The organism is Actinomyces sp. zg328, from assembly GCF_009829635.1.
Lineage (GTDB): Bacteria > Actinomycetota > Actinomycetes > Actinomycetales > Actinomycetaceae > Actinomyces > Actinomyces marmotae.
The window spans coordinates 1-19,942 of sequence record NZ_VWPE01000011.1; the positions used below are offsets into that span (position 1 = coordinate 1).

The window sequence follows — 19,942 nt, forward strand, 5'->3', positions numbered from 1 at the left end:
GGCGCGCGGGCGCGCTCGCCCGGCCGAGCGCGCTCACCGCCCGCTCCGGCGCGGCCGCCGTCATCGCCGCCTCCGCCGGAGGAGCCGCCGGGCTCATCGACGATCTCGACGCCGGCGCCCACGACGGCCAGGCCCCCGCCAAGGGCCTGGCCGGCCACCTCGGCGCCCTCTGGAGGGGGCGCGTCACCACGGGCGCCCTCAAGATCGCCATCATCGGTTCCGGCGCGCTCATCAGCGGCGCCCTCCTCGCCAGGCGCCGGGCCCCGGCCGCCCGGCCGCGCGCGCTCGTCGCCGACACCGCGGTTAGCGCCACCGTCATCGGCGCCTGGGCCAACGTCCACAACCTCCTCGACCTGCGCCCCGGGCGCGCCCTCAAGGCCAGCGCGCTCATCTCGGCCCCCCTCCTCGCCTGGCCCGGCCAGGCGGCGGCCCCCACCCGCGCCCTGGCCGCCAGCGCCCTCGGGGTCGCCGCCGCATCCGCGCCCGAGGACCTCGGCGAGCGCACCATGCTCGGCGACACCGGTGCCAACTCCCTCGGCGCCCTGGTCGGCGCCGCCCTCGCCGCCGCCCCCTCGCGAGCCTTCCGCCATGGGGCGGCGGTCACCGGCGTCGCCCTCATCCTGGCCAGCGAGCGCGTGTCCTTCTCACACGTCATCGACTCCACCCCGGCCCTGGCCGCGCTGGACGCCCTGGGGCGCCGGGACCGATGACGGACGGGGCAGCCGCTGACGCGCGCGCCGAGGGCGAGGACACCGGGGCGCGGCGAGGCCTGGCGGGCGTCGTCGGCGGCGTCGCGGGACTCACCCTCATCTCCCGCGCGCTCGGATTCCTGCGCTGGATCGTGCAGGCCGCGACCGTCGGCACAGGCGCCGTCGCCGGGGCGTACGCCACCGCCAACCAGGTCCCCAACGTCCTGTACGAGGTCGTCGTCGGCGGGGCCCTGGCCGCCACCATCGTCCCCCTCCTGGCCAGCGCCATCATGGCAGGCAGCCGCGAGGCGGTCTCCCGAACCGCCTCCGCGATGCTCAGCATCGTCCTGGCCATCCTCGTGCCCCTGGGCATCCTCCTCGCCGTCCTCGCCGACCCCATCGCCGCGCTCTTCCCCACCTCAGCCGACGCCGACCCCGCCTTCCAAACGCGACTCGTCGCCGACTTTCTGCGCATGTTCGCCCTCCAAGTGCCGCTCTACGGCATCGGCGTCGTCCTGACCGGCGTCCTCCAGGCGCACCGGCGCTTCGCTTGGCCCGCCATCACCCCGATCCTGTCGAGCCTCGTCGTCATGGCCGCCTACGCCCTCTACGGGGCCATCACCCCCGAGGGGGCGGGCCAGTGGACGCGCAGCGCCGACTCGGCTGGGCTGCTCGTCCTCGGCTGGGGGACCACGCTGGGCGTGGCCGCCCTCAGCCTCCCCCTCCTCATCCCCGCCTCCCGCCTCGACATCGACCTGCGGCCCACGCTCCGCCTCGACGCCGCCACCCGCCGGCGCGCCTGGAGCCTGGCCACCGCCGGCATCACAGCGCTGGTCGCCCAGCAGGCCTTCATGCTCCTGGTGCCCATCCTCGCCCGCTCCGGGGGAGTCAGCGGCACCATCGCCGTCTACCAGTACACGCAGGCCATCTGGGTGCTGCCTTACGCCGTGCTCGTCGTTCCCGTCGCCACCGTCCTGTACCCGAGGATCGCGGGGCTGCTTGGCGAGGAGGCGGCCCGCCCACCGGGCCCGGCCCCCGCCCGGGCCGAGGCGAGCGCGCCGGGCAGGCACGCGCGGAGCCGGCGTGAGGAGGCCCTGGGGCTGTGCGGTGACTCCACCGCCCTGGTCACCAGCGTCTCCCTGGCCGGCATGGCGATGCTCCTGGCGGCGAGCACCGGGGCCGAGGCGTTCTTCGCGCTCCTGACCGACGACGTGCGAGGGATGTCCGCCGCCCTGGTCTGCCTCGCCCCCGGCATCGTCGGCTTCGGCCTCATCCACCAGGTCACTCGCGTCCTCTTCGCCGCCGGTGGCGCGCGCTGGGCCGCGCGCGCCACCGCGCTAGGCTGGGCCGCGGCGGCCGCCCTGTCCACGGCCGCCGTGCGGTTGCTCGCCCCGGGCGGGGCGGACGGCCCCGCCACGCTGAAGGCACTGGGCATCGGCACCAGCATCGGCATGACGATCGCGGGCATCGGCCTTCTGACGGCCCTGGCCCGCTGCCTGGAAGCCTCGGTGCTGCGCCCCATCGCCAGGGTCATCCTCGCCGGGGCCCCGGTCGCGGCAGCCTCCGGGTGGGCCGGGCGGGCGCTCAGCCAGATGACCGGCGCGCCCTGGTCCCAGATCCTGCTCTCCGGCGCCTGGGCGCTCCTGGCCGCCCTCGCCACAATCACCGCCGCGCACATCGTCTGCCCCCAGGCCCTGGGAGCGCTGCGCCGGGGGAGGAGATGACCGGGATGATCGGGATCGCTGGGACGCGGCCCATGCGCGTCGTCGAGGTCAGTGGGAGCGCCGCCGGGGGAGTGCGCGCGCACCTCGGCCAGTGCTCTCGGGCCCTGAGCGGCGCCGACCACGAGGTGATCGTCGCCGCGCCGACACAGGTCCTGGAGGGCCTCGATACCGGGGCCGCCCGCCGAGCTGTCCTCAGCATCGGGCCCCGGCCCGCGCTCTCCGACCGCTCAGCGGTGCGCCGTCTGGCGGCCCTCGCCCAGGGCGCCGACGTCGTCCACGCCCACGGCCTGCGCGCGGGCTCAGTGGCGGCCCTCGCCCTCGGCCGGCGCCGCGGCGGGCGGGCGCGCCTGGTCGTCACCCTTCACAACCTGCCCGTCGGCGGGCGCCTCACCCGGCTCGTAGGGGATCGCCTCGAAAAGCTCGTGGCCAGGCGGGCCGATGTTGTGCTCGGCGTCAGTCCCGACCTCGTCGAGCGGGCCCGCGCTCGCGGGGCGGGCAGCGCCCTGCTCGCCATCATCCCCGCGCCCGAGGAGGCCGCGGGGGACGCCGGCAAGAACCGTGGGGAGGAAGGCCGCGGCGCGGCCGAGGCGCTGGCGGGAGCGGGCGGCCCCCTCATCCTGACCGTGGCCCGCCTGGCCCCTCAGAAGGGTCTCGCCCTCCTGCTCGATGCCGCCTCGATCCTCGCCCGGCGCGCTGAGGGGGATGGCGCGCCGCTGACTTGGCTCGTCGCGGGGGAGGGGCCCGAGCGCCCGGCTCTGCAGACCCGCATCGACGCTGAGCGCCTGCCCGTGACCCTGCTCGGGCGGCGCGAGGATGCCCGCGCGCTCATGGCCTCGGCCGACGTCGTCGTCCAGACCAGCCTGTGGGAGGGGCAGCCGCTGACCATCCAGGAGGCGCTGAGGGCGGGCGCCGCCATCATCGCCACCGATGTGGGGGGCACGGGCGTCACGGCGCGCGGGGGCGCCGTTCTGGTGGCGCCCGAGGCCCCTGCCATCGCCGACGCCGTCGGCCGGCTCCTGGATGATCCCGCCGCTCGGCGGGAGTGGAGGGGCCGGGCGCGCGACGCCGCCGCCGGGCTGCCCACCTCCGCGGACCTGCTCGCCCAACTGATCGCCGTCCTGGCCCCTGGCGCCTAGGCCCAGGGCGTGGGATCGCCGGCCCCGCCACCGGCGTCGCGGGCCCGCGCCAGGATCTCCAGCACGCGGGCGTGCGCCGACGGCGTCGCCGCGAGAACTGATCCGACGCGGCGCGCGTCCAGGGCGGAGCCGTCCACCCTGGTGACGAGCGCGCCCGCCTCCCGGGCGAGGAGGACCGCCGCGGCCATGTCCCAGGGCTTGAGGCCGCCGTGCAGGAAGGCCACCGCCCCGCCCCGGGCCACCTCGGCGATCTCCAGGGCGGCCGAGCCGTAGGCGCGAGCCGCCAGCGCGGCGCTCACGACGCCGCCGGCCCCGGGCACGCCTCTGAGCGCGCTGAACGGGACGATCGCCGCGCCCCGCTCCAGCGCCAGGTCCGGCGCGATGGGGATCGGCTCATCGTCACGGCCACCGCCGGCCGACCGAAGCGGGCCCACCCAGGCCCCCCGCCCCGCGATCGCCGTCATGAGACGGCCTGCCACAGGATCGGCGAGGACCGCGAGCACCGGGGCGCCGCCGTCGACCAGGGCGAGCGAGACCGCCCAGTCGCGGTGCGTGGCCACGTAGTTCGTCGTGCCGTCGATCGGGTCGACCACCCAGGCCGGGCCGGCGTGCTCCTCGAAGCCCTCGACGCGGTGCTGCTCCTCGCCGTGCAGGGGGATGCCGGTGGGCGCGAGGCGCTCGGCGATGATCCGCTCCGCGCCGCGATCCACCTGGGTGACCAGGTCCTTGGCATGCTGCTTGGTCTCGACCCGCGGCTCGGCGCCCGGATCGAGGGCGAAGGCGGCCGCGGCGAGGACAGCCTCGCGGGCCGCGCCCAGCAGAAGGTCCAGATCCAGCCCCCCGGTGCTCATCGCTCCCCCTCGTCCTACCGCGTCCCTCCGCGTCCGCGTGCGCGTCCACGTCCGCGTGCGCGTCCGTGATCCGATCCTATCCTCAGCGAGACCGGTCGTTATCAGGATCGAGACCGGTCTCGCTGAGGGGAGGGCGGGGAGGGGGCACAATGGGGGCGCCAACCGTAGTCCCGATGGAGGCCCAGATGACCCGCCAGAACAAGGCCGCAGGCGGCCCCGCCGATGAGCGCGACGCCAGGGAGGTGCTGAGCGCCCAGCGCGTATGGACCGGCCCCATCTGCGCCGTCGACGACGAGATGATCCGCCTGTCCCCGGGCGCCTCCGAGCCCATCCGCCGCCAGACCATCGCCCACCACGACGCCGTCAGCATCGTCGCCCTCAGAGAGGCCGAGGAGTCCTCCCAACCCGACGGCGCGGCCGAGATCCTCATGGTCCGCCAGTACCGCCACCCCGTGCGGGCCGCCCTGTGGGAGATCCCCGCCGGCCTGCTGGACATCCCCGGTGAGGACCCGGTCATCGCCGCCGCCCGCGAGCTCGCCGAGGAGACCGACCACGCGGCCGAGCGCTGGGACGCGCTCATCGACTTCTACGCCTCGCCCGGCTTCACCACCGAGGGCGTGCGCTGCTTCCTCGCCCGGGGCCTGCGCCCGATCCCTGTCGAGGAGCGCGCCGAGCGCGAGGCCGAGGAGGCCGAGTTCGATCCCACCTGGTTCCGCTTCGACGACGTGCTCGACGCCGTCATGGGCGGGCGGCTCCACAACCCCTCCACTGTCGCGGGGGTCCTCGCCGCCGAGCGCGCCCGGAAGCGCGGCTATGAGGGACTGCGCCCCGCTGACGCCCCCTGGATGCGCAGCCCCGAGAGCATGTGACGCGCGTAGGACTTCAGGTCCTCGCGCGGCATGGGGCGAGGACTCCTGGCTCAGGTGGTCGGGCGTGCGCCATGCCACGTTGCGCCACGGCGTCATCAAGTTGCGCTGCTCCAATTTAGGCACAAAGATGATGCTTAAAATGGGTGCCAGGCCGACGGCGCCCTGGGCGCCTCGGTGGCGCCCGCGCGCAGTGCGAGGGACGGGAGAGGGGGAAGCGTGAGTCCTGTAAGTCCGATGAGCCCGAGTCCGATCGGCCCGGGCGCTCCCGCGGATGACGAGTCCACCCGCGTCAAGGTCCTTGACCTCATCGTTGAGAAGGGGCCCGTCTCCGCCGCCCAGCTCGCCGCCATCCTCCACCTCACGCCCGCCGCCGTGCGCCGTCACATCACCGCCCTGGAGGACAACGGCCAGATTGCCGTCCACACCCCCACGGGCGTGGGCAAGCGCGGCCGCGGGCGCCCCGCGCGCCACTACGTCGCCACGGCGTCGGCGCGCACGAACCTCGGCGAGGGCTACTCCGACCTCGCCACCCGGGCCCTGAGCTACCTGTCGCAGGTCGCGGGGGACAAGGCCGTCGGCTCCTTCGCCGCCTCCCGCGGACGGGACCTCGAGCGCCGCTACATGCGCATCGTCGAGGCGGCGGGCAAGGACCCGGCCGACCGGGCCATGGCCCTGGCCGACGCCCTCTCCGCGGACGGGTACGCCGCCACGATCCGCGACGTCGGCGACGGCACCTTCGCCGTCCAGCTCTGCCAGGGTCACTGCCCGGTGCGCGACGTCGCCGGTCAGTTCCACGAGTTGTGCGACGCTGAGACCCAGGCCTTCTCCCGGCTGCTCGGCGTGCCCGTCCAGCGCCTGGCTACCCTGGCCGGGGGAGACCACGTGTGCACCACGCACGTGCCCATCGTCATGCCCGCGCTGCGCAAGCGCGCCGCGCGGACCATCGCTCACACGCGAGGCAACCGGCCCCAGCGAACGGAAGGAACCCGATGACGTCAACCACGACCGAGCCAGCCGCGCGCAGCGACGACGAGATCATCGACTCGATCTCGGCGTCCTACGACTTCGGTTGGCATGACTCAGACGAGGCCGGCGCCAACGCCAAGCGCGGCCTCGACGAGCAAGTCGTCCGGGAGATCTCCGCGATCAAGGGTGAGCCCGAGTGGATGCTCGCGAAGCGCCTCAAGGCCTACGAGACCTTCGAGCGCAAGCCCATGCCCACCTGGGGCGTGGACCTGTCCCAACTCGACATGGACGCCGTCAAGTACTACGTGCGCTCCACGGACCGGCCCGCCAACTCCTGGGACGACCTGCCCGAGGACATCAAGAACACCTACGACCGCATCGGCATCCCCGAGGCCGAGCGCGAGAGGCTCGTCGCCGGCGTCGCCGCCCAGTACGAGTCCGAGGTCGTCTACCACCAGATCCGCGGTGACCTGGAGGAGCAGGGCGTCATCTTCGTCGACACCGACACCGCCGTGCGCGAGTACCCCGAGCTCGTGCGCGAGTACTTCGGCTCCGTCGTGCCCGCCGGTGACAACAAGTTCGCCGCCCTCAACACGGCCGTGTGGTCCGGGGGGTCGTTCATCTACGTCCCCAAGGGCGTGCACGTGGAGATCCCGCTGCAGGCCTACTTCCGCATCAACACCGAGAACATGGGCCAGTTCGAGCGCACGCTCATCATCGCCGACGAGGACTCCTACGTCCATTACGTCGAGGGGTGCACCGCCCCGATCTACTCCACCGACTCCCTGCACTCGGCGATCGTGGAGATCGTGGTGAAGAAGAACGCCCGCGTGCGCTACACGACCATCCAGAACTGGTCCAACAACGTCTACAACCTCGTTACTCAGCGCGCCACCTGTGCCGAGGGCGCCACCATGGAATGGGTCGACGGCAACATCGGGTCCAAGCGCAACATGAAGTACCCGGCCGTCTTCCTCATGGGCCCCCATGCCCGCGGAGAGGCCCTGTCCATCGCCTTCGCCGGCGAGGGCCAGCATCAGGACACCGGCGCCAAGATGGTCCACATGGCGCCGCACACCTCGAGCCACATCGTCTCGAAGTCCATCGCCCGCCACGGCGGCCGCTCCGCCTACCGGGGCCTGGTGCAGATCATGAAGAACGCGCGGCACTCCAAGTCCAACGTGCTGTGCGACGCCCTGCTGGTCGACGAGATCTCCCGCTCGGACACCTACCCCTACGTGGACGTGCGCACCGACGACGTCGAGATGGGCCACGAGGCCACCGTCTCCAAGGTCAGCGCGGACCAGCTCTTCTACCTCATGCAGCGCGGGCTGACGGAGACCGAGGCGATGGCCACCATCGTCCGGGGCTTCGTCGAGCCCATCGCCCGCGAGCTGCCCATGGAGTACGCCCTCGAGCTCAACCGCCTCATCGAGCTCCAGATGGAGAACTCGGTCGGCTGACGGCCCCCGCCTCGCCGAGCCCATCACCCACCCCTATCAGGAACACGACATGACCGACCTGCGCACCGACCACTCGCGCGCCACCGCCCAGGGCTCTCACAGCCACGGCGCCGCCGCGCGGCCCCGCTACGTGGCCTCCCGGGCCGACCGCCCCACCTCCTTCGACCCCGCGGATATCCCCGTGCCCCGAGGGCGAGAGGAGGAGTGGCGCTTCACCCCGATTAAGCGCTTCGCCCCCCTGTTCGATCTCGACGCGGTCGCCTCCGGCACCCGGGCCGGGGTCGTGAGCACCGGCGTCGACGCCCCCGACGGCGTGGTCGTCGAGGAGCTCGCCCGGGACGACGCGCGCCTGGGAGCGATCGGCGCGCCCGTGGACCGCACGGGCGTCGTCGCCTGGGCCGCCTTCCCCGCCGCCACCGCCATCACGCTGAGCGCGGGCGCCCGCCTCGAGCGCGCCGCGCGAGTGGCGATCCGCGGCGATGACGCCGAGCTGGCCCACCCCAGCGCCCAGCACCTGCTCATCACCGCCGAGCCCGGCTCCACCGGCACCGTCATCCTCGACCACACCGGTGCCGCCGCCCTGACCCAGACGGTGGAGATCGTCGTCGCCGACGGCGCGGAGCTCACCGTCGTCACCGTCCAGGGGTGGGATGACGCCGCCGTCCACGCCTCCAACCACCGCGCTCGCGTGCAGGGGCGCGGCGCCCTCAAGCACGTCGTCGTCTCCCTGGGCGGGGACACGCGCATCGCCCCCGACCTCGGCTTCAGCGGTGAGGGCGGGCGCATCGACGCCTACGGCGTCTACTTCACCGATGCCGGCCAGCACCAGGAGCACCGCCCCTACGTGGCCCACACCGAGCCGCACTGCTACTCCCGGGTCACCTACAAGGGCGCCCTCCAGGGCGACGGCGCCCACGCTGTCTGGGTGGGGGACTGCCTCATCGGGGCCGGGGCTCGTGGCACCGACACCTACGAGCTCAACCGCAACCTCGTGCTCACCGAGGGCGCCAAGGCCGACTCCATCCCCAACCTGGAGATCGAGAACGGCAACATCGAGGGCGCGGGCCACGCCTCGGCCACCGGCCGCTTCGACGACGTCCAGTTGTTCTACCTGCGCGCCCGCGGTATCCCCGAGCGCGAGGCACGGCGGCTCGTGGTGCTGGGCTTCTTCAACGAGATCGTCTCCGAGATCGGCGTGCCCGAGGTCGAGGAGCGCCTTATGACGGCCATCGAGCACGAGCTCGAGCTCACCGGCCTCATCTCGGCGGGCCCCGACGCCCCAGTTGACGAGCAGCCGTGAGCGCCCGTCCCCGAATCACCCAGCGCAAGGCGCGCATCCATCAGGCATCAGAAGGCAGCAGAAGAAACTCATGAGCACCCTCGAGATCATCAACCTCCACGTCCAGGTCTCCACCAACGACGGCCCCAAGCCCATCCTCAAGGGCGTCGATCTGACCATCGGCTCTGACGAGATCCACGCGATCATGGGCCCCAACGGCTCGGGAAAGTCCACCCTGGCCTACTCCATTGCGGGCCATCCCGACTACGAGGTCACCGACGGCCAGGTCTTGCTCGACGGCGAGGACCTGCTGTCCCTCAGCGTGGACGAGCGCGCCCGCGCCGGCCTCTTCCTGGCCATGCAGTACCCCGTTGAGGTCCCGGGCGTCTCCGTGGCCAACTTCCTGCGCACCGCCAAGACCGCGATCGACGGCCAGGCCCCCAAGGTGCGCCAGTGGGTCGGCGAGGTCGGCTCAGCCATGGAGCGGCTGCGCATGGACCCGTCCTTCAATCAGCGCGACGTCAACGCCGGGTTCTCCGGGGGTGAGAAGAAGCGCTTCGAGATCCTCCAGATGGAGTTGTTCAAGCCGCGATTCGCCGTGCTGGACGAGACCGACTCCGGTCTCGACGTCGACGCGCTGCGCATCGTCTCCGAGGGCGTCAACCGCCTGCACGAGACCTCCGACGCCGGATTCCTCCTCATCACGCATTACACGCGGATCTTGCGCTACATCAAGCCCGACTTCGTCCACGTGTTCGTCGATGGCCGCGTGGCCGAGCAGGGCGGCCCCGACCTGGCCGACCGGCTCGAGGAAGAGGGCTACGACCGCTACCTCAAGTGAGTTGATCATGCGCGCCCTCACACCGACTGACTCCCCCGCCGCCGAGCCGCTGAGCGCGGTGGAGGTGGCCCGTGCCCGCAAGGACTTCCCCTACCTGGGGCGCCCCGCGCGCAACGGGCGCGAGCTCGCCTACCTCGACTGGGCCGCCACCGCGCAGAAGCCGCAGTGCGTGCTGGACGCCGAGGCCGTGTTCTACAGGATGAGCAACGGCGCGGCCGGGCGCTCTACCTACCAGCTCGCCGATGAGGCCACCGCCTCCCTGGAGGACGCCCGCGAGGCGATCGCCGCCTTCGTGGGGGCCCGGGCCGACCAGCTCGTCTTCACGAAGAACGCCACCGAGGCGATCAACCTCGTGGCCCTGGCCATCGGGCACGCCAGCCTCTCCCGCCCCGCCGCCGGGGGGCCCGGCGCGGCCTCTGAGGCGGACCCCGCGCGTGGGCTCGCCCTGGGCCCCGGGGACGAGATCGTCGTCACCCGGGCCGAGCACCACGCCAACCTCGTGCCCTGGCAGGAGCTTGCCGCCCGCACAGGCGCCGCCCTGCGCTGGCTCGACCTCGACGACGCCGGCCGCATCGACCTGGCCACCCTCGGTGTCATCACCGAACGCACGCGGGTCCTCGCCCTCGGCCACGCCTCCAACGTCACCGGCGCCCTGGCGCCCCTGGGCCCCATCCTTGACGCCGCCAGGGCCGCCGGCCGCGCCGGGGGCCGCGAGCCGGTCGTCGTGCTCGACACCTGCCAGACCGCGCCGCACATTCCGCTTGACTTCGCCGCGCTGGCCGCGGCCGGCGTCGACGCGATGGCGCTGTCCAGCCATAAGATGTGCGGTCCCACCGGCGTGGGCGCGCTCGTGGCGACCGAGGAGCTCCTCGACGCGATGCCGCCCGTCCTCACCGGCGGCTCCATGATCGAGGTCGTGGCCATGGAGTCCTCCACCTACATGCCGCCCCCGGCGCGCTTCGAGGCCGGCAGCCAGCCCCTCGCCCAGGCCGCGGGCTGGCACACCGCCGTCGACTACCTCGGGATCCTGGGCATGGACCGCCTGCGCGCCCGCGAGGCCGAGCTCACCGCCCACGCGCTCGATGGCATGAGGCGCATCCCCGGCCTGCGGATCATCGGGCCCGATGACACCGCCGACCGCCTCGGCGTCATCGCCTTCACGATCGAGGGGGTCCATCCCCACGACGTGGGTCAGGTTCTTGACGCCGCCGGTGTCGCCGTGCGCACCGGCCACCACTGCGCCCAGCCGATCCACGCGCATTTTGGGATCCACGCCTCCTCGCGCGTGTCCTTCGGCCCGACGACCACCATCGAGGAGATCGACCGCTTCCTTGAGGCCGCGGCCGGTGTCCAGTCCTATTTCCGGAGGTGACGGCCATGAATGAACTCGATCAGCTCTACCAGCAGGTCATCCTCGACCACTCCCGTGAGCGGCACGGCGAGGGCCTGCCCGCTGATCCCGCCGGCCTCAGCCACCAGGTGAACCCCACCTGCGGGGACGAGGTGGACCTGGGGCTGAGGGTCGAGGATGGGCGCCTGGTGGCCGTGGGCTGGAAGGGCGAGGGCTGCTCGATCTCCCAGGCCTCGATCTCGATCATGCACGATCTCATCGATGGCGCTGACCTGGCGACGGTCGCCAGGCTCTCCCGGGACTTCGATGAGCTCATGCACTCGCGCGGGCGGGGCGTCGACGGGGCGGTCCTCGACGCCCTGGAGGACGCCGCCGCCCTGGAGGGCGTCTCGAAGTACCCCAACCGCGTCAAATGCGCGCTCCTGGGCTGGATGGCCCTCAAGGACGCGCTCGCTCAGGCGGGGATCGCCCTGCCCGCCGTCGAGGACTGACTCGCGGCACCGAGCGGGCCGCGCGAAGGACGCGCCCCGCGCCGACCCACCCGACCCCGGACGCCTCCTAGGAGGGATCATGACCGACCACCCGACCACCGCCGCCAACCCGATGGCCGCCCAGCACGCGCCCACCCCCGTCCCTCCCGACGTGGACGTCGCCGCCATTGAGGAGGCGTTGCGCGACGTTATCGACCCCGAGCTCGGGATCAACGTCGTGGACCTGGGCCTCCTCTACGGCGTCTCCTTCGACCCCGACGGGACGGTCGTTCTCGACATGACTCTGACGACCGCCGCCTGCCCGCTCACCGATGTCATCGAGGAGCAGGCCCAGCAGGCCCTCGCCCTCATCGCCGACAAGGTGCGCATCCAGTGGGTGTGGCTGCCGCCGTGGGGCCCGGACAAGATCACCCCCGAGGGCCGCGAGCAGCTGCGGGCGCTGGGCTTCAACGTCTGACCCCTCGGATCGAGACCGGTCGAAAACAGCGCCGAGACCGGTCGAAATGAGGATCGAGACCGGTTCACCCGGGCGCGCCGGTCGCTGATGCACCGGGGCGGTGGTCCTCATCGCGGGCCAGTTCGGCGCCCCAGGCTGGGCCCTTTCGATCTGGCCGCCGACGAGCGCGGCGCCGCTCGCGGCCTCCGCGTAGCGCCGAAGCAGGGCTCGACGACGATCACAGCGCGCTTGTTCGTTGTTCCTTTCGGTGAAGCGCGGTTAATGGTCGGATGCCATGGGGATGGCGGCGGCGTGAGCGGGATGAGGACGCCAGCGCGAGGTCACGGCGCCTTATGCGCACGACGGCGATTCCGATCATCATCACGGATGCGCAGAGCAACCACCACGAGCCGGGCCGGCCGGCCTGCGCCAGAGGATTGGCGGCGCGGACGCGCTCCGGCACGCCGATCGTGGCGCCGAACTGGATGAGGCCCACGCAGATCGGCGGCGCCAACCAGGCCATGCCGCGCCAGCGGGGCAGGAACGCGCAGATGGCGGTGGCGACCGATGCCGCGGCGACCGACGCGGGCCACTGCCCGGCCACCAGGCGGATCGCATCACGGGTACTGGTTCCCAGCGCGCCGCCCCCGACGCCGGCTGCCGACACGGTGGCGCAGCACAGGGCGACCCCTGATCCGACCGCGGCGGCGCACCACCAGGCGAGCAGCAGCCGGGCGGGTCGAACGCCGGTCGAGGCCAGTACTTCCGCGCGCCCCACCAACTCATCGGCGCCCGCGCGATTGGCCAGCGACACCGCATGGAGGGCGGCGAGCGCGCCGATGAGGGAGCCGACGTATCCCAGGAAAGCCTCGCCGACGTCGTCGCTACCGCCGAGAATCGCCCCCATGCCGCTGCCGGGGTCGAACGCGCCCTCCTGAGCGCGAGCCACGAGATCCCCACCCATGTCGATGAGCAGCCAGACGGCCGCCGACAGCGCGAGCGCCCACACGGTGATGCCGCCCCGCGCCAGACGCAGCGCGAGAAGCACAGGACCGTTGACGCCCAAAGGGCGGCCCGCGCGCGGCGAACGCATGGTGATAAGCCCCTGCCCCAGGTCCCTTAGCCGGGCGGTCAGCATGGTGATGATGACGAGGAGCATCCACGCGCAGCCTCCCCATAGCGCGGGCCCCCAGGCGTTCTGCCCGCCTGGTGAGATGGCCTGGCGAAGATGGAAAGGGGAGACGCGGCCGAGCACATCTGCCCACCCCGGGTCCTGGGAGCAGGAGAGCCCGTAGATGAGGTAGGCCGCCGCTAGGACGGCCAGCCCCAGACCACGGGTGCCCGGGGCGTCGGAGGCGATCTGGCCGACGAGATGGGCGAGCGCGGCGAGCAGTAGGCAGGTGAGACCCACCGCCGTCCCATAGGCGCGGGCGTCGGCTAGGGAGACTCCGTCGAGAGCGAGCAGTCCCGTGCCCGCGCCGGCCGCGATGAGTGCGCTGAGCAGGGCGAGTGTGAGGGCCTGCCCTAGGACTCGCCGCGCCGGCCCCACGGATGCGGCGTGCAGGATTTCGGCGCGTCCCCGGTCCTCTTCACCCCGTGTGAGGGCCGCCGTGTAAAACACGACGACGACGCCGATTCCCAGGCAGGTCATCGCTCCCAGCTCCCATACGGCCATCTGCACGGGGCCGGCTCCATGAGCGAGACTTCCGTACAGCAGGAGAATGGTGTCGTTGGCGCGGGCCGACGCCACCGCTCTCGCCATGGCGGCCTGATCGCTGTAGGTGGTGCCGTAGTTGGGGCACAAAAGCGCGGTGAGCACCAGGACCACTGCGGGCAGGGTGACGAGCCAGGCGCGCTCGGTGCGCAGACGCAGCCGCATGTGGGCGCTCCACGCGTGCGGCCCGCGAAGGCGGCGCGGGCTCATCGGGCACCCGCCTGGTAGTGCTCGAGGAAGACCTCGTCGAGCGAGACCGGCGCGCAGGTGATCTCCTGGGCACCCGCATCGATCAGGGCGGTCAGGAGCCCCGCCACCCGCTCAGCGGGCACCGACGCGGTGAAGCGTCCATCGGCGTCGGGAGCGGGCGAGGACGGGGACTGATGCGCGGGCAAGTCGTCGGAGGCGCCGTGAGCGGGCCCGCCACGAGGTTCCCAGGCAGGGTCCACGCGGCTGCCCTGAGGCAGACGGCAGGTGATGCGCGACGATCTGAGATGGCGCAGTTCGGACATGGACCCGGATTCGACGGCGCGGCCGTCCTTGACGATCGTCACCGCGTCGCACAGCCGATCCACCTCCGCCATGATGTGGCTCGACATGAGGACGGTCCGTCCCTGGCCCGCGGCCTGACCCACCGCCTCGACGAAGACCTCCGATTGGAGGGGATCGAGCCCGGAGGTCGGCTCGTCGAGGATGAGCAACTCGCAGGGTGCCGCCAGGGCGGCCACGAGCATGACCTTCTGACGGTTTCCCTTGGAGTAGGAGCGCATGGGCTTGGAGGGGTCGAGCTGGAAGGCCTCGATGAGCTCGGCCTCGCGGCGCTGATCCCGGGCGCCGCGCAGGCCCGCCAGGGCATCGAGCGCCTGGCCGCCGGTCAGGCCCGGCCACAGGGCGACGTCGCCGGGCACGTAGGCGCTCCTTCTGGTGATCATCCGCGCGTCTCGCGCGGGATCGAGGCCGAGCACGCGCGCGGTTCCGGCGTCGCGTCGGTACATGCCGAGCAGCACGCGGATCGTCGTGGACTTGCCCGCCCCGTTGGGACCCAGGAACCCGTGGATCTGCCCCGGGGGGACCGTCAGGTTGAGCCCGTCCAGCGCCCTGTGGCGCCCGAAGGCCTTCACCAGGCCCGTGACCTCGATGGCTGGGGGACCGGATGCTCTCATGCCCCTAGCGTCGGGTGTGACGCTGCGTCGCACGCAAGCCCAGTGTGCGGCCGCCCGGAGCCCAGGCCGCGCTACGGGCCCCAGTTATCGATCGCCTCCAGCAGTCTGCGCTCCAGAGCACGGGCGTAAACGGAGCCCAACTGCTCGAAGGAGGCGAAGAGCTGGAAGACCGCGCGAATGGCCTCCCGGTCCGCGGACCGGGCCAGGTCGCGCAGGCGCTCGGGCCCCGCGCGTCGGATGAGTCGGCTGACCGTCTCGGCGGCCATCGCCTCGGCCTCTTCCTCGTCCAGCCCCTCGCTGGCCCTCCCGTAGTCCGCCAGGGTGGCGGCGTCATCATCGGTGCCCGGGACGGGGAAGAGGAACTCCGCCTCCGCGGGCATCTGCCCCCGGTAGCAGGCCAGATCGACGGCGTCGCGATCCGCCCTCACAGCTGCCCGGGTCCGCTCATCGGGTGCCGCCGCCTCCATGCGATCGAAGAACGCGGCCATGCGCGGGGGCATCGGGCTCACCGACATCCCCTCACGAGAGCGCTCCAGCAGCGCGGCGAGCATGTCGCGCTGAGCGGTGACCTCCTCCAAATGGGCCTCCACGGAGGTCAGGGCCGCGGCGAGATCGCGGCTCACCGGATCCTCATCGGCGCCGACGGCCTCGGGCGGCGCGTGATCGGCGCCGGGACCGCCCCCCTCCACGCCGTCGAGCACACGGGCGACGGCGCTCAGCGGCACCCCGGCCCGCACCAGCCAGCGGATGCGCGACAGGCGCGCCACGTGGCTCAGGTCGTAATCCCGCCAGCCACCGCGCTCGGCGGGAACCGGCAGCAGCCCGAGGGAGTGGTAGTGGCGGACCGCCCGCACCGTGGTGCCCGTCAGCCGGGCGATCTCCGCGACTCGCATGCGCCCAGTGTGGCAGGGCGAGGGCGGCGCCGCCGCGGGAAAGGGCGCCCGCAGCGCATCCGGGCGCGCCCGGGCGCCCCGCCCCGGAGCGCTGCACACGGGCGCCCCGCCCGGGCGCCCGTGTGCAGCGCTCCCCATCAGTGCCCAGGCGTTTTCCACGATCTCGCGGCGCTGCCTTGCTAGCCTCGAGTCATGCTCTCCCTCTACAGTCTCAAGCACTGGTACACCCGGAGGCTCACCTTCCTCATCAACGCGTCGGTGAGGCACGGCATCAGCCCCGACGCGTGGACCCTCGCCGGCGTGATCGCCGGGGCCCTCGGCGCCGGCGCAATCGCCATGGGCTGGTGGCCCCTCGCCTTCCTCCTGCTGGCCGCGCGGCTGGGCGGGGCCAACCTCGACGGCGCCGTCGCCCGGGCCCGGGGCGTGTCCCGCCCCTTCGGCTTCGTCCTCAACGAGATCGGCGACCGCGCCTCCGACCTGCTCATGATGGCGGGGCTCGTCGGCCTGGGCGCACGGATCGGGGCCCCGCAGGCCACCATCGTCGCGCTGCTCATCGCGGCGCTCGCGGCCACCCTGCCCACATTCATCAGCCTCTCCGCCGCGGGCGCGGGCGCCCCGAGGCTCAACGGCGGACCGCTGGGGAAGACCGAGAGATGCCTTATCGCCGTCGTCGCATCGGCCGTGCCCTCGTGGCTGGCGCCCGCGGCATGGCTGCTCATCGCCGGCTCGATCCTCACCGCCGGGACTCGACTGGCGCGCGCCCACCGTCTGCTGCCCTCGCCCGGTGCCCGGCCGGAGGTCGGGAGCCCGCTGGGCGCCGGACCCGCGCAGTGAGGGCCCCATGTCCGGACTGCCGCTCCTCCCAGCAGGACCGATCCCCGCCATCGCATCGGGCGGGGCCGAATGGATGCTCTTTGGTGATCGCGCCTGGTCCGTCACCATCCCGGGGATCGGGCTGACCCTGACGGGCAGGGCTGTGCTGCTGGCCTGCGTCACCCTGGCGGTACTGGCGCTCAGCGGCGCGGCGGTCGCGCTGGCCCACAAGGCCGAGCTGCGCGAGCGGTGGATGACCTGGGCGATCATCGTGCCCGTCGTCGGGCTGCCGATCTGGGCGGGAAAGGGCACCACGGCGCTGCTCGCCGCGGCCCTGTCCGCGCAGGCCACCCGCGAGCTCGCCCGTCTGGCGCGGTTGCCCAGGGCCGAGACCCTCCTGCTGCTCCTGCTGGCGGTGGCCTACCCCGTGTCCGCATGGCTCAGTCCTAGCCTCCTCGCACTCGCGCCGGTGATGGTGCTCGTGTGCGCCCTGCCCGCGGTTCTTCAGGGGGACAGCGCCGATGGGCTGCGCCGGGCGAGTATCACGGGCTTCGCCTCCGTGTGGATCTGCTGGTCCCTGGCCCATCTCGTGGTCCTGTGGCACGACGCCTTCCTCATCGCCTTCGCCGCCGCGGCGGCCGACGTCGCCGCCTGGTGCGGGGGGACGGGCCTGCGCCGCTTCGCCTGGGCGCGCCGCCCGCTGTCGCCCCTGTCCCCGAACAAGACCGTCGGCGGGCTGGCGGGAGCGCTCACCGGCACGGTGGTCGTCCTGGCCCTCCTGGGCGCGCTGAGCCTGGGGGCGGTCGTCGCCATCGGCGTGGGCGGCGTGCTCGGCGACCTCCTGGAGTCCCTCATCAAGCGCACCGCCGGCGTTAAGGACGCCGGTGACTGGCTCCCGGGTTTCGGGGGCCTGCTCGACCGTGTCGACTCCCTCCTCCTCGTCCTCCCCCTGGCCGCGGTGCTCGCCTGATCGACGCGGCGGCAATCCCAGCAGACCGAACACCCGAAGGAGCTCCCATGCCACTGCCATCCTCCCTCTCAACCCTGCCGGGCGCCTCCGAGATCGGCAGGGCCGGCTCCCGCCTGCGCTCGGTGGTGCGCACCCCGGCGAAGGTCACCTGGCGGGCCGTCGCCCGCCAGAAGTTCTGGACCGCTGTCATCGCGCCCTTCGGCGGGGTGCGAGTCGAGGGCGAGTTCGATTCCACCGGCCCTTACGTCGTCGTCGCCAACCACGGTTCCCACGCGGACACGATCGCCCTGATGAGCGCCTCGCCGACCATGATGCGGGTGGTGACGGTGGCCGCTCAGGACTACTGGTTCGTCAAGCGCTCGCGCCGACTGGTGGCCCGCGGCCTGCTCGGCGCCTACCCTGTCAGCCGCGACGGCGAGGGCGCCTACGAGGAGCTGCGCGGCGTCCTGGAGGACCGCGTCGCCGAATCCATGAGCGTTCTCATCTTCCCCGAGGGCACGCGCAGCGTCGACGGCGAGCTCGGCCGCTTCCACTCCGGCGCGGCCCGCCTGGCCAGGGACTTCGGTATCCCCGTGCTGCCCGTCGCGCTCGTGGGCTCGCGCGAGCTCATGCCGAAGAAGGGTGGCATGCCCCGCTATTCGCCCGTCGAGGTGCGGGTCGGAGAGCCGATCCCCCCGAGCGACGACGTCGTGGCCGTGAGCGAGGAGGCCCGAGCCCAGATCACGGGCCTCCTGAGCGTTCCCCGCCGGCCCTACCCGGTCTCCGACATCCACACCATCGCCGCGCAGGCGATGAGCGGGGCGCGCGGGGACGCCGTCATGTTCGCCTGGGGGATGGCCGAGGCCCTCTCCTTCCCCGTCATGGCGGAAATGAGCCAGGTCTGGCTCGGCATCACCCAGCCCGGCCTGCTGTGGCGACGGGGCGCCGCCGTTGTCGCCGGATCAGTCAGCGGCGTGCTCCTGGGCCACGTCCTCGCCGCGCGCGGGGCGCGCCTACCCGCCCCGTGGACGCGTCCCGCCATGCGCGGGGCCACCGCCCGCTACTTGGATCGGGGCCCGAGGGGCTACTGGATGCAGGCGCTGACCGGCATCCCCGTCAAGCTCTTCGCCGCCGAGTCGGGTCGGCGTGGGCTGCCCCTCGGGCGGGTCGCCCTCCACGCGACGGGGGAGCGGGCGGCGCGCATGGCGGCGTCCACCGCCTTGATCGTCGTCGCGGAGAAGCCGCTGGGCAACCTCGTGCGCCAGCACTTCGGCCCCTACCTCGTGGCGACGGGAGCGACCTTCGGCGTGCTGTTGAGCCGCGTCATCAAGCACTGGGAGCGCTGAGCGCGGTCAGAGCGGCGGCCCGCGCGGCCCTCAGAGCCGGGAGGCGTCGACGGCGAAGGTGTCGCAGGCCCTGAGGTCGCCCTTCGCCAGGCCCGTCTTGAACCAGCGCACGCGGGATTCCGAGGAGCCGTGCGTCCAGGAGTCCGAGTTGACGCCGGCCCCGGAGCGCTGCTGGATGTGGTCGTCGCCCACGGCGGAGGCGGCGTTGAGGGCGGTCTGGATCTCCTCATCGCTGGGCGTTTTGAGGAAGGGCTTGCCGGTCTCGGGGTCTTTGGCCGTGGAGGCGTGGTGGACCCAGGCGCCGGCGTAGCAGTCCGCCTGGAGCTCGGTGCGCACGGAGTCGGAGTCGGCGCCGGTGCCGGAGCGGTCGGTCCTGCTCATCGTTCCCTGGAGGTTCTGGATGTGGTGGCCGAACTCATGGGCGACGATGTACTCCTCGGCCAGGGGCGTGTCGTTGGCGCCGAGCCGGGACTCCATGTCGGAGAAGAAGGACATGTCGAGGTAGACGGTGGAGTCGCCGGGGCAGTAGAAGGGACCCACGGCGCTGCTGGCGGACCCGCAGGCGGTGGAGACCCGGTTGCCGTTCCACAGGACGAAGCCGGGCTTGGTGTAGGCGCGCCCGTCCTGGGCGGGCAGCTGCTCGCCCCACACCGCGTCCAGCGACTCGGCGGTGGCCACCATGCGGCACTGCGTGTGCTTGTTCGCGGCCTCGCCGGTGGTGCATATCGAGGTGTCGATCGAGGATGAGCCCGTCTGAGCGGCGCCCCCGCCGTCATCCTGGCTCACCAGGCCGGTCAGGTCCACGCCGGTGAGCTGGGAGAGCAGCATGACGGCGATGACCGCCAGCACGGACCCGCCGCCGATGGCGGCGCCGCGGCGCCCCGTCGATCGCGTCGAGACCCGGTTCGGGTCGAGCTCGATGCCAGAGTTGAAGGACACGGTTCCTCCGATGCGGTGCGGGAGCCGGG

19 protein-coding genes are annotated in these 19,942 nt (G+C 72.8%); 14 read left to right on the forward strand and 5 right to left on the reverse strand.

What is annotated here, in order from left to right; translation table 11 throughout:
• The 3 genes from GVV75_RS06065 to GVV75_RS06075 all read left to right on the forward strand — a co-directional run.
• Nucleotides 1–710 (forward strand): hypothetical protein (locus GVV75_RS06065; protein ID WP_159813947.1); only part of this gene is annotated, 710 nt, incomplete at its 5' end.
• Nucleotides 707–2,413, forward strand: a complete 1,707-nt coding sequence (murJ, locus tag GVV75_RS06070) for a murein biosynthesis integral membrane protein MurJ (protein ID WP_159813949.1) — start codon at nt 707–709, stop codon at nt 2,411–2,413. The genes GVV75_RS06065 and murJ, both read left to right, overlap by 4 nt.
• The gene (locus GVV75_RS06075) at nt 2,410–3,549 is read left to right on the forward strand and encodes a glycosyltransferase family 4 protein (protein WP_159813951.1); all 1,140 of its coding nucleotides are present in this window, start codon (nt 2,410–2,412) and stop codon (nt 3,547–3,549) included. Before murJ ends, GVV75_RS06075 begins: the two co-directional genes overlap by 4 nt.
• Here GVV75_RS06075 and GVV75_RS06080 read toward each other — a convergent pair.
• Entirely contained in the window at nt 3,546–4,400 is an 855-nt protein-coding gene (locus tag GVV75_RS06080) for an inositol monophosphatase family protein (protein WP_159813953.1), read from the reverse strand. The two genes, GVV75_RS06075 and GVV75_RS06080, sit on opposite strands and share 4 nt — an antisense overlap.
• Before the next feature lie 185 nt (nt 4,401–4,585).
• Here GVV75_RS06080 and GVV75_RS06085 point away from each other — a divergent pair, with 185 nt between their 5' ends.
• From GVV75_RS06085 to GVV75_RS06120, 8 genes are all read left to right on the forward strand, one after another.
• The gene (locus GVV75_RS06085) at nt 4,586–5,269 is read left to right on the forward strand and encodes an NUDIX domain-containing protein (RefSeq protein WP_159718455.1); all 684 of its coding nucleotides are present in this window, start codon (nt 4,586–4,588) and stop codon (nt 5,267–5,269) included.
• 234 nt (nt 5,270–5,503) lie between these two features.
• A complete protein-coding gene (locus GVV75_RS06090; RefSeq protein ID WP_159523296.1) occupies nt 5,504–6,262 on the forward strand; it encodes a helix-turn-helix transcriptional regulator in 759 nt (252 codons plus the stop codon).
• Entirely contained in the window at nt 6,259–7,698 is a 1,440-nt protein-coding gene (gene sufB, locus GVV75_RS06095) for a Fe-S cluster assembly protein SufB (RefSeq protein WP_159523294.1), read from the forward strand. Before GVV75_RS06090 ends, sufB begins: the two co-directional genes overlap by 4 nt.
• A gap of 49 nt (nt 7,699–7,747) precedes the next feature.
• The gene (gene sufD / locus GVV75_RS06100; RefSeq protein WP_159523292.1) at nt 7,748–8,998 is read left to right on the forward strand and encodes a Fe-S cluster assembly protein SufD; all 1,251 of its coding nucleotides are present in this window, start codon (nt 7,748–7,750) and stop codon (nt 8,996–8,998) included.
• 70 nt (nt 8,999–9,068) lie between these two features.
• Entirely contained in the window at nt 9,069–9,818 is a 750-nt protein-coding gene (gene sufC / locus GVV75_RS06105) for a Fe-S cluster assembly ATPase SufC (protein ID WP_159523290.1), read from the forward strand.
• A 4-nt stretch (nt 9,819–9,822) separates the two neighbouring features.
• On the forward strand, nt 9,823–11,190 hold the full coding sequence (locus tag GVV75_RS06110; RefSeq protein ID WP_159813981.1) for an aminotransferase class V-fold PLP-dependent enzyme: 1,368 nt from the start codon (nt 9,823–9,825) through the stop codon (nt 11,188–11,190).
• 5 nt (nt 11,191–11,195) lie between these two features.
• Nucleotides 11,196–11,660, forward strand: a complete 465-nt coding sequence (gene sufU, locus GVV75_RS06115; RefSeq protein ID WP_159523288.1) for a Fe-S cluster assembly sulfur transfer protein SufU — start codon at nt 11,196–11,198, stop codon at nt 11,658–11,660.
• A 79-nt stretch (nt 11,661–11,739) separates the two neighbouring features.
• Nucleotides 11,740–12,117, forward strand: a complete 378-nt coding sequence (locus GVV75_RS06120; RefSeq protein WP_159813955.1) for a metal-sulfur cluster assembly factor — start codon at nt 11,740–11,742, stop codon at nt 12,115–12,117.
• Nucleotides 12,118–12,334: 217 nt separating this feature from the next.
• Here GVV75_RS06120 and GVV75_RS06125 read toward each other — a convergent pair whose 3' ends face one another.
• The 3 genes from GVV75_RS06125 to GVV75_RS06135 form a co-directional block, all read right to left on the reverse strand.
• On the reverse strand, nt 12,335–13,975 hold the full coding sequence (locus GVV75_RS06125; protein WP_159523284.1) for a hypothetical protein: 1,641 nt from the start codon (nt 13,973–13,975) through the stop codon (nt 12,335–12,337).
• A gap of 41 nt (nt 13,976–14,016) precedes the next feature.
• Nucleotides 14,017–14,973, reverse strand: coding sequence for an ABC transporter ATP-binding protein (locus GVV75_RS06130; protein ID WP_159523282.1), 957 nt, complete (start codon nt 14,971–14,973; stop codon nt 14,017–14,019).
• Nucleotides 14,974–15,044: 71 nt separating this feature from the next.
• Nucleotides 15,045–15,866, reverse strand: coding sequence for a MerR family transcriptional regulator (locus tag GVV75_RS06135; RefSeq protein WP_159523280.1), 822 nt, complete (start codon nt 15,864–15,866; stop codon nt 15,045–15,047).
• A gap of 192 nt (nt 15,867–16,058) precedes the next feature.
• Between GVV75_RS06135 and GVV75_RS06140 the strand changes: the two genes are divergently transcribed.
• The 3 genes from GVV75_RS06140 to GVV75_RS06150 are packed head-to-tail and all read left to right on the forward strand — an operon-like array spanning nt 16,059 to nt 18,974.
• Nucleotides 16,059–16,700 (forward strand): CDP-alcohol phosphatidyltransferase family protein, encoded by a 642-nt coding sequence (locus tag GVV75_RS06140; protein WP_235905207.1) that lies wholly within the window; start codon nt 16,059–16,061, stop codon nt 16,698–16,700.
• 7 nt (nt 16,701–16,707) lie between these two features.
• Entirely contained in the window at nt 16,708–17,649 is a 942-nt protein-coding gene (locus GVV75_RS06145) for a phosphatidate cytidylyltransferase (RefSeq protein ID WP_159523278.1), read from the forward strand.
• Nucleotides 17,650–17,696: 47 nt separating this feature from the next.
• On the forward strand, nt 17,697–18,974 hold the full coding sequence (locus tag GVV75_RS06150) for a lysophospholipid acyltransferase family protein (RefSeq protein ID WP_159523276.1): 1,278 nt from the start codon (nt 17,697–17,699) through the stop codon (nt 18,972–18,974).
• A gap of 30 nt (nt 18,975–19,004) precedes the next feature.
• On the opposite strand, the gene ypfJ is transcribed toward GVV75_RS06150, so the two are convergent.
• Complete coding sequence (gene ypfJ, locus GVV75_RS06155; RefSeq protein WP_159523275.1) at nt 19,005–19,913, reverse strand: KPN_02809 family neutral zinc metallopeptidase; 909 nt, start codon at nt 19,911–19,913, stop codon at nt 19,005–19,007.
• Nucleotides 19,914–19,942: the final 29 nt, after the last annotated feature.